This is a genomic window from Candidatus Zixiibacteriota bacterium (genome assembly GCA_021159005.1).
Classification (GTDB): Bacteria; Zixibacteria; MSB-5A5; order UBA10806; family 4484-95; genus JAGGSN01.
The window spans coordinates 1-7,351 of sequence record JAGGSN010000010.1 but is presented as its reverse complement, the minus strand read 5'-3'; the positions used below and the strand labels follow the sequence as shown (position 1 = coordinate 7,351).

The 7,351-nt window shown below is 40.8% G+C and carries 3 protein-coding genes; all 3 read left to right on the top strand.

Going from position 1 to position 7,351, the window contains the following annotated elements:
* The first annotated feature begins 758 nt into the window (after nucleotides 1-758).
* From J7K40_00750 to J7K40_00740, 3 genes are read left to right on the top strand one after another with little or no spacing between them, the layout of a single operon-like run.
* Complete coding sequence (locus J7K40_00750) at nucleotides 759-1,427, top strand: response regulator (protein ID MCD6160927.1); 669 nt, start codon at nucleotides 759-761, stop codon at nucleotides 1,425-1,427.
* A 37-nt stretch (nucleotides 1,428-1,464) separates the two neighbouring features.
* Complete coding sequence (locus tag J7K40_00745; protein ID MCD6160926.1) at nucleotides 1,465-2,361, top strand: SIR2 family protein; 897 nt, start codon at nucleotides 1,465-1,467, stop codon at nucleotides 2,359-2,361.
* Nucleotides 2,354-7,120, top strand: a complete 4,767-nt coding sequence (locus J7K40_00740) for an ATP-binding protein (protein MCD6160925.1) — start codon at nucleotides 2,354-2,356, stop codon at nucleotides 7,118-7,120. The genes J7K40_00745 and J7K40_00740 overlap by 8 nt, the downstream gene beginning before the upstream one ends.
* Nucleotides 7,121-7,351: the final 231 nt, after the last annotated feature.

Genomic DNA, 7,351 nt, shown 5'->3' with positions numbered 1-7,351 from the left:
CTGTCTGCGGACACGGGGCATGGTATTCTTGTTATCCACCTTTGAGTTAACGAACAGTTTTCCGGATTCCCCCGACGCGGCGGGGGAAAGACGTAAATTGATAATCAGCGAATTAAAATCAATTTCTAAAATCTTATCCCGAAATATTTAACAAAATAAAAGATGAAATATTAATGTTTACTGGAATCGCCCAACATCTTGCTGCTGCTTAGGTTATAATTCAAGAAAGTATCGCTTTACTATATATTATTGAAGAACTAAATCGAAAAGACCGGACAGTAGTGAAATTGTAATATTATTGAAAATAGTTAAAGCTAAATAAACTTCACGCTAAAATATTAAAGTGATATTAAACGCTTTCTATAATCGTAAAGCCGCAAATTTCATTTCTGTAAATGCCTGACTATGGTAATCAGAACTTCCAAATTATAAGATAAATATATAAAATTGTAGTATTTGTAGTTTAGGTAATATTTCCATACAACACAAATTTCTTGCATCAATAAGACAAAACCAGCCAAGCCATTTCAAATTCTTCGACACTGCAAATTATTCGCTTTGCTCCAAAATTGCAGATTAGTAGTTATATTATCATCAAAAAACCGCTTGCCATGATAATTATGTATCCCCTACTATTTAAATATAAATGTCAGAATGTTCTGATATGATGCGATTTTCTTTGTAATACCTGAGCTTTGGAACAGGCAATGAAGTACATAGTTCATTAATATAAACACTTGTTCAAGGAGAGTGGCTGTATGTCGACAGAACTTTACATCGAGCTTATAAAATTGATTCCATCTATTCTCTGGTTAGTTATTGCTGTTGTTGTAATTATAGTATTCTATAAGCCCATTAAAAGGGATTTACTGCCAAATCTGGCAGGCTTTAAGTTTATGGATGTGGAACTCTCATTTATAGGTGATTCAATAGATGATGCTATGGTATTGGCTGAAAAGTCCCCCAATTATTCTCAATGGCGTGTTGAAATATCCGCATCGGACAAAAAACGGGCAATAAATCGCGCTAAAAAAAATCTGGAAGTATTTAGGGATGCAAAAATACTCTGGGTGGATGATTATCCCGAAAGCTGTATTAACGAGCGAAAAATGTTTCATAAGCTGGGAGCTGAAATCGATACGGCAAAAAACACGGATGAAGCTCTCGAAATATTGAAAAAAAGTACAAATTCAAAAGAATCGGTTTATGATATTATTATATCCGATATGGCTCGCGGTTCCGAACCAACTGCCGGCCTCGATTTATTAAACCGCTTGCGAGAGTTTAATGACACTGTGCCCGTTATTTTTTACGTGTTCCTTTTACAGGCTGATAAAGGTATTCCTAACCGAGCCTTTGGCATAACCAACAGGATTGATGAACTGCTTCATTTGGTTCTTGATGTCTTAGAGAGAAAATATAATTAGAACGACTACGGATTAAATAAAATACAGGAAGGATATAATGCCGAATACGCTTAGAGATAAAGACTGGACTCTCCTTCTCGGAAGAATCAGGGATGGCGAATGTACTCCCTTTCTCGGCGCCGGAGCCTGTTACGGAACTCTGCCGTTGGGGAGCGATATTGCGCGGAAATGGGCGGATAAATTCCATTATCCTTTACAAGATTCCTGCGATGACCTTGCCCGAGTAGCCCAGTTTATGGCTGTTGATTTCGACAGCATGTTTCCGAAAGGCGAGATTTGCAGGATGTTCAAAGATGCCGCATCGCCCGATTTCAACGAACCCAACGAGCCGCATGGCATCCTGGCAGACCTTCCCCTGCCAATATATATTACTACTAATTATGATGACTTCATGGTTAAAGCCCTTGCCAGCCGCAGACGAGACCCCAAGCAGGAATTATGCCGCTGGAATAAGATAGTCAAGAATCAGCCCGGCATTCTCGGTCTGGATTCAAGCTATGAGCCAACACCAGCCAATCCGGTAGTTTTTCACCTTCACGGACATTTTGGAGTAAAACAGTCGCTGGTTCTTACTGAGGATGATTACTTAGATTTCCTTATAAGCATATCCAAAGACCAAAATCTCCTGCCTCCGCGAATACAGGGCGCATTTGCCGGAACATCGCTTCTTTTTTTGGGCTACCGACTCGCTGATTGGGATTTTCGCGTCCTGTTCAGAAGCATATACGGTTATCTTGAGAGAAGTATCGGCATATCGCATGTTTCGGTACAGCTCACTCCAAGCGAAATAGGCGTTTCTGATGAGCAAAGGGAAAAAGTACAGGAATATCTCGACAGCTATTTTGGCAAACTTGAAATAAAGGTTTACTGGGGAACATGCCGGGAATTCGCTGCCGAGCTGAAAAAGCGATGGGAGGAGTTTGATCATGGCTAATAACCTGCAACCCTATATCGGCCCGCGTCCCTACGAAAGAGAAGACAGCCCATACTTTTTTGGCCGTGAACGAGAAGCACGCGACCTTCTATCGCTAATTGTGGCTCATGGCGAGGTTATCCTTCATGCTCAATCGGGCGCCGGTAAGACATCTCTGCTTAATGCTCGTCTTATACCGCTTTTAGAGGAAAAAGGGTTTGAAATACTCCCCTCAACACGCGTACGCGGCTTAATTCCCCAGGATATACAACCCGATGAAGTTTCGAATGTTTATGTGTTAAATTCCTTAATTAGCTGGTCAAAAGATATATCCGATCCGGCAAGAATGAAAAAAATGACTCTGGCGGAATACCTCAAAGAGAAAAGTCATAAGTTAAATAAGAATAAAAGACCTTCGCCTCGCGTAATCATTTTTGACCAGTTTGAAGAACTGTTTACATTTTACCCCGAACGATGGAAAGAAAGGGAAGATTTTTTCCGTCAAGTAACAGAAGCGCTTGAGGATGATCCTTTATTGCGCGTACTTTTTGTTATCAGAGAGGATTTCTTAGCCAATTTTGACCCTTATGTGAATTTGCTTCCCGAATGCCTGCGTACCCGTTATCGTATGGAATGTCTGCGTCATGAAGCGGCTTGCCTGGCAGTTGAGGGACCATTGCGAGACACAGAGCGTTCTTTTGATAAAGAGGTAGCCTCAAACCTTGTTAATCAGCTCCTGAAAATCAGAGTAAAAAGCATCAATGGCGAAATATTAGAATCTGAGGGCGAATATATCGAACCGGTACAGCTTCAAGTTGTTTGCCGCAACTTATGGCAAAAACTGCCGCAGGATATTGCTGTTATCAAGGCTGAACATGTAGAGAAATTCGGCGATATAGAAACAGCATTGAGAGAATTTTACGAGGCCTCGCTTAGAAAAACCATAGACCTTATCGGAATAAAAGAAAAAGACTTACGCAACTGGTTCAGTATGCAGATTATTACTCCTGCCGGAACGCGCGGGACTGTTTTCAGGGGTGAAACTCATACTGGAAAAATTAGCAATACTGCCATAGATATACTTGAAGACCAGCATATAATCAGGGCTGAAATACGCGCCGGAGCGCGCTGGTACGAGTTAACTCACGACCGTTTGATAGAGCCAATTCTTGAATCCAATAAAGATTGGCAGCAGAAATACCAAAATACCTTAGCCCAGCGGCGAACAATAAAAGGAATTGTCGGACTGCTGTTTGTTTTACTAATTATTATTGGCTTCAGATGGATAATTCAAACATACGAGGAATACAATCTCACTACCAAACGGATTAAATCGCTCATTGAGCAGCCGGATGATATTCGTCAAAAAAATACTAAAACCGTGATGGATGGCGTTGCTTTATATCTTTGGAACAAGCAGACCAGCGGCAGTATAATAAAACTGTTAGAAATCCTTGAGGAATCTAATGCTCTTATACGTGAGGGATATAGAATCAGTGATTCGACCAAGCAAAATTTGCTTTATTTAGAGGAAATAACCGGCGAATGGCCGCTGACATTAAAGTATAATCCAGACCGCCATCTCAATAAAGCAAATCTCCAGATTCAGTGGCAGGAGATGGCTAAAAAATTAGCGAAAGATTGGGGAATAGCCGCGCCTATGCGTCTGAAATTGGTTGCGGATACCACTCTATCGACGGAATATCTGGAGATTTCATACTTTACCTACAGCGACCAATATCAACAGGTTCAGATGGAACGATCTGCCGAATCCTTTAGTTCAACGATATTTGTTCCTTTAAAACCGGACTATATTCTTGTTTCTGAAACCGGGCTTCCTGATTTACTGCCTGATGTTTTAAACAATCATAAAAATGAATGGGCGCGGCTGGAAATTTCCGAGAAAGAAGGCGCCTACTGGTTTGTGCCATACTGGACTCTGCCTTTATGGAATGTATCAAGACACGATGCCCTGCCTAAAGAATCGGCTACTGTACTCACTCTTGCCGCTCGTTTACTCGAAACGCCGGAATTTGTTCTTACGCTTGAAAGTGTTGAATACCTTCTGGATAACGAAGGAATTTATCATCCTCAGACCATCGAAGAAGTTGTTAAAGCCTATGGCGGTGTTGATGGAATTAGAAGAGTGCTTATCGAAATTGTACGTCAAGGTTATCCTTTAACAAAGCTTGATTATCTGCTCGATGCGATTGCTATGTATCCCGATATTCCGCCTGATTCGGCGGCGAAGATGGCGATAATGAGCCAGTATAGCATAGCCGGAAACCTTCCCCGGTTTTTGCCGGAAAAACGACCGGGAGCAAACGCCTATATTCAGGATTTATGGCTATTTGGATACGAGTTTTATGATGTTTATGAGGAAACCGCCCCTTGGTTTCCTCCTCTCAAACCGCCGATACGAATTTATCTGGGGCGAAGTCTAAAAGAAAGATTTATCACACCCGATGATGATTTAGTGCCGGAATTAAAAGAGGCTTTAACGAAACTGCGAGGAGATATTTATAAGCAATTCGGCATTAAGACACCCGATGTAAAATTCCGTGAACAAAAAATTGGCATGGCGGATAATGTTTTTCGAATAGAATTTTTAAATCAGGCAGAGGATAAGAAACAATCTCGGCTAATTCTTGCCCAACCTGACAATGCCTTAGAAACGCTTATCAGCGAACTTTATATTCGTTATGCTGCATATCGTACTAACTGGCTGACAGCCGAAGATATTTACTGGCTGCTGAATGACCCATCGGTAAATGATTTTCGCAACTGGTTATATACTTACTACAATCCTACCGATATCAGAATAATCTTACGTTCTGTAATCATGCCGAATGAAACTGAATTGAATATATATGACAAGGATGGATTGGTAGAGGAGGCGCTTGCTGCAATCGCTCCCGAGCAAACTATCAATGACCCATTATGGCTTCTTAGCTCTTTAGTATTCTGGATCAATACTGAAAATCATCTGGATGTTAAGCATATCACTGACTGCCTTCGACAAACACAAAAGGCTCGCTTGAATCCTAACCTTGAAGATATTCCGACAGGTCCTGTTGTCAATTATATAGAACGGGGAATTAATTCGCTCAACGAGCAAAAGTATAAAACAGCTGCAAATCATTTTGGAAAAGCGGTAGAAATTGATGCCGATTTAGCATCCATGGCGTTTTTAGCTCTTTATTCTCCGCAACAACAATTGGCGATGGAAAATCAATCAATGCGCTTGGATGAAATTTGTATTTTGCCTGAGCCGGGAATGCTGCATTCAGCAAGTAAGCCTGATAAACAAATCTGTTTTGAACTGGAAGTATTTCTTGATAGCTCCGCCGCAAGCATAACCTCCGAACGCCGACGCAAACTGCAGTTATATCTACTGTGGGATTATGTTGAGGAAAAACTGCACAAGAAAGCAATAGCTCTTCAAGAACAGCTTTTGTCGCAGTATAACCGTGAACGCTGGACGCCTAATGAGAAATACTTTTTTGCTTACCTGATGCTTGAAATCAATAAGCAGTATATAAAACCGCCTGAGCATATCGACCAAATTCAGTCGCTAATTCAAAGCTCTTTTAGACAATGGACCAATCAACAAGCCGTTGCAGCATTCGAGGAACTTTTATCTCCTTATACCGAAACCCGCGCGCCAAATTGGTATTTGTCGATTCTCGAACCGCTTGCTGATATTCACTCAAAAAGTTTTTGGATACCTTGTTATCTTGCGGCTCAATTTACAGGTGTTTGGTGGAACAAGGAAGATGCTTTTAAAGTTCTTGACCTGACAGACAGGGCAGAGTCTAACATTTCAAAAATAGAACTCCATGACCGGGCAAGACAGCGCGCCTGGCTCGATTACAACAGAGCCTTGGCTTTTCTCATTTTAATTGAAAATGAGTATCCCGAACCAACTGATGAATATGAACTTCATGCCCTAAGACTGCTTAATAATTTAATCGAGATAATTCCATCAGATAAATACGGCTGGCCTGAACTTGATAGAGTATATATGAGCCTTGCTGATTTATACCTTAAAACAAATCAAATTGCCAAAGCCGACAGCATACTTTACGTGGCATTAGATATTTTCCCGGAAAGCGAACCTCTGGCAACACAGCAATTTCTTCTCCGGTTGGCGCAGTTGGAAATTGACCAAGCGTTAAATTCGGCTGTTTACGGTTTATCTAATCCGCTGTTTAACAAACCTGATTGGCTTTGTATTTCTTCATTTATACAATTATTAACCCGCGAAGGAAATTATGAGGATGTTGCGAATCGTTTCCTTAAAACCAAACATTCTTACAAAGATTATATTCTAATGATGTTATACTGGACGTACAACATCGAAAGAAGAATTAACGAAGCCAATGAGCTTCTGGAAAAACGCTGGAAAAGCATCGATCAGTCGAGCTGGACCGAACGCCTTGTAAATGGAGATATCAAAGTAATATCCGAAATGATGATTGGCTATTATCTGGGTAAGGTGGAAGCCGGCATGATTTTCAATCCTTTGGAAAACAAAGAAGCTTTCGAGCAATCAATATTCGGGCAAGCGGGATTACCATTCTATGGTTTACGCTGTGAATTTTACTTTTATGATGCCTTATTACAGGATATAAGCGGCAATCCCGACGATTGCCGGAAACGTCAACTTATGCGATTGGAAAAAGTATTAGAAACAGAGCATTACGCCTATTATGAATACCATATGGCGCGCTTCCTTATTGAAAATCCTTATAGATGGACATCGAAAAAACTTAAATAATCTAAAATAGAAAGGCGGCTATTATAACCGCCTTTCAAATAGTCTATTAATTGATTTGCTTAACCCGAATTAGGGTGTGGTTGGCGTACGTCCTCATGCACCAACTTGCATTAACAGCATAGCCTAAACAGTCAATCCGGCAGCTGCCGGATTGACCTATAGCTGATATCTATTTAAGCAAGCACATCCTCATTGTTTTTGCATTATCATCATCGATTTTAATCCTGTAAA

Bases quoted from the DNA above. Each gene is read 5' to 3' on its own strand.
- J7K40_00750 (MCD6160927.1), top strand. From the start codon at position 759: ATGTCGACAGAACTTTACATCGAGCTTATAAAATTGATTCCATCTATT.
- J7K40_00745 (MCD6160926.1), top strand. From the start codon at position 1,465: ATGCCGAATACGCTTAGAGATAAAGACTGGACTCTCCTTCTCGGAAGA.
- J7K40_00740 (MCD6160925.1), top strand. From the start codon at position 2,354: ATGGCTAATAACCTGCAACCCTATATCGGCCCGCGTCCCTACGAAAGA.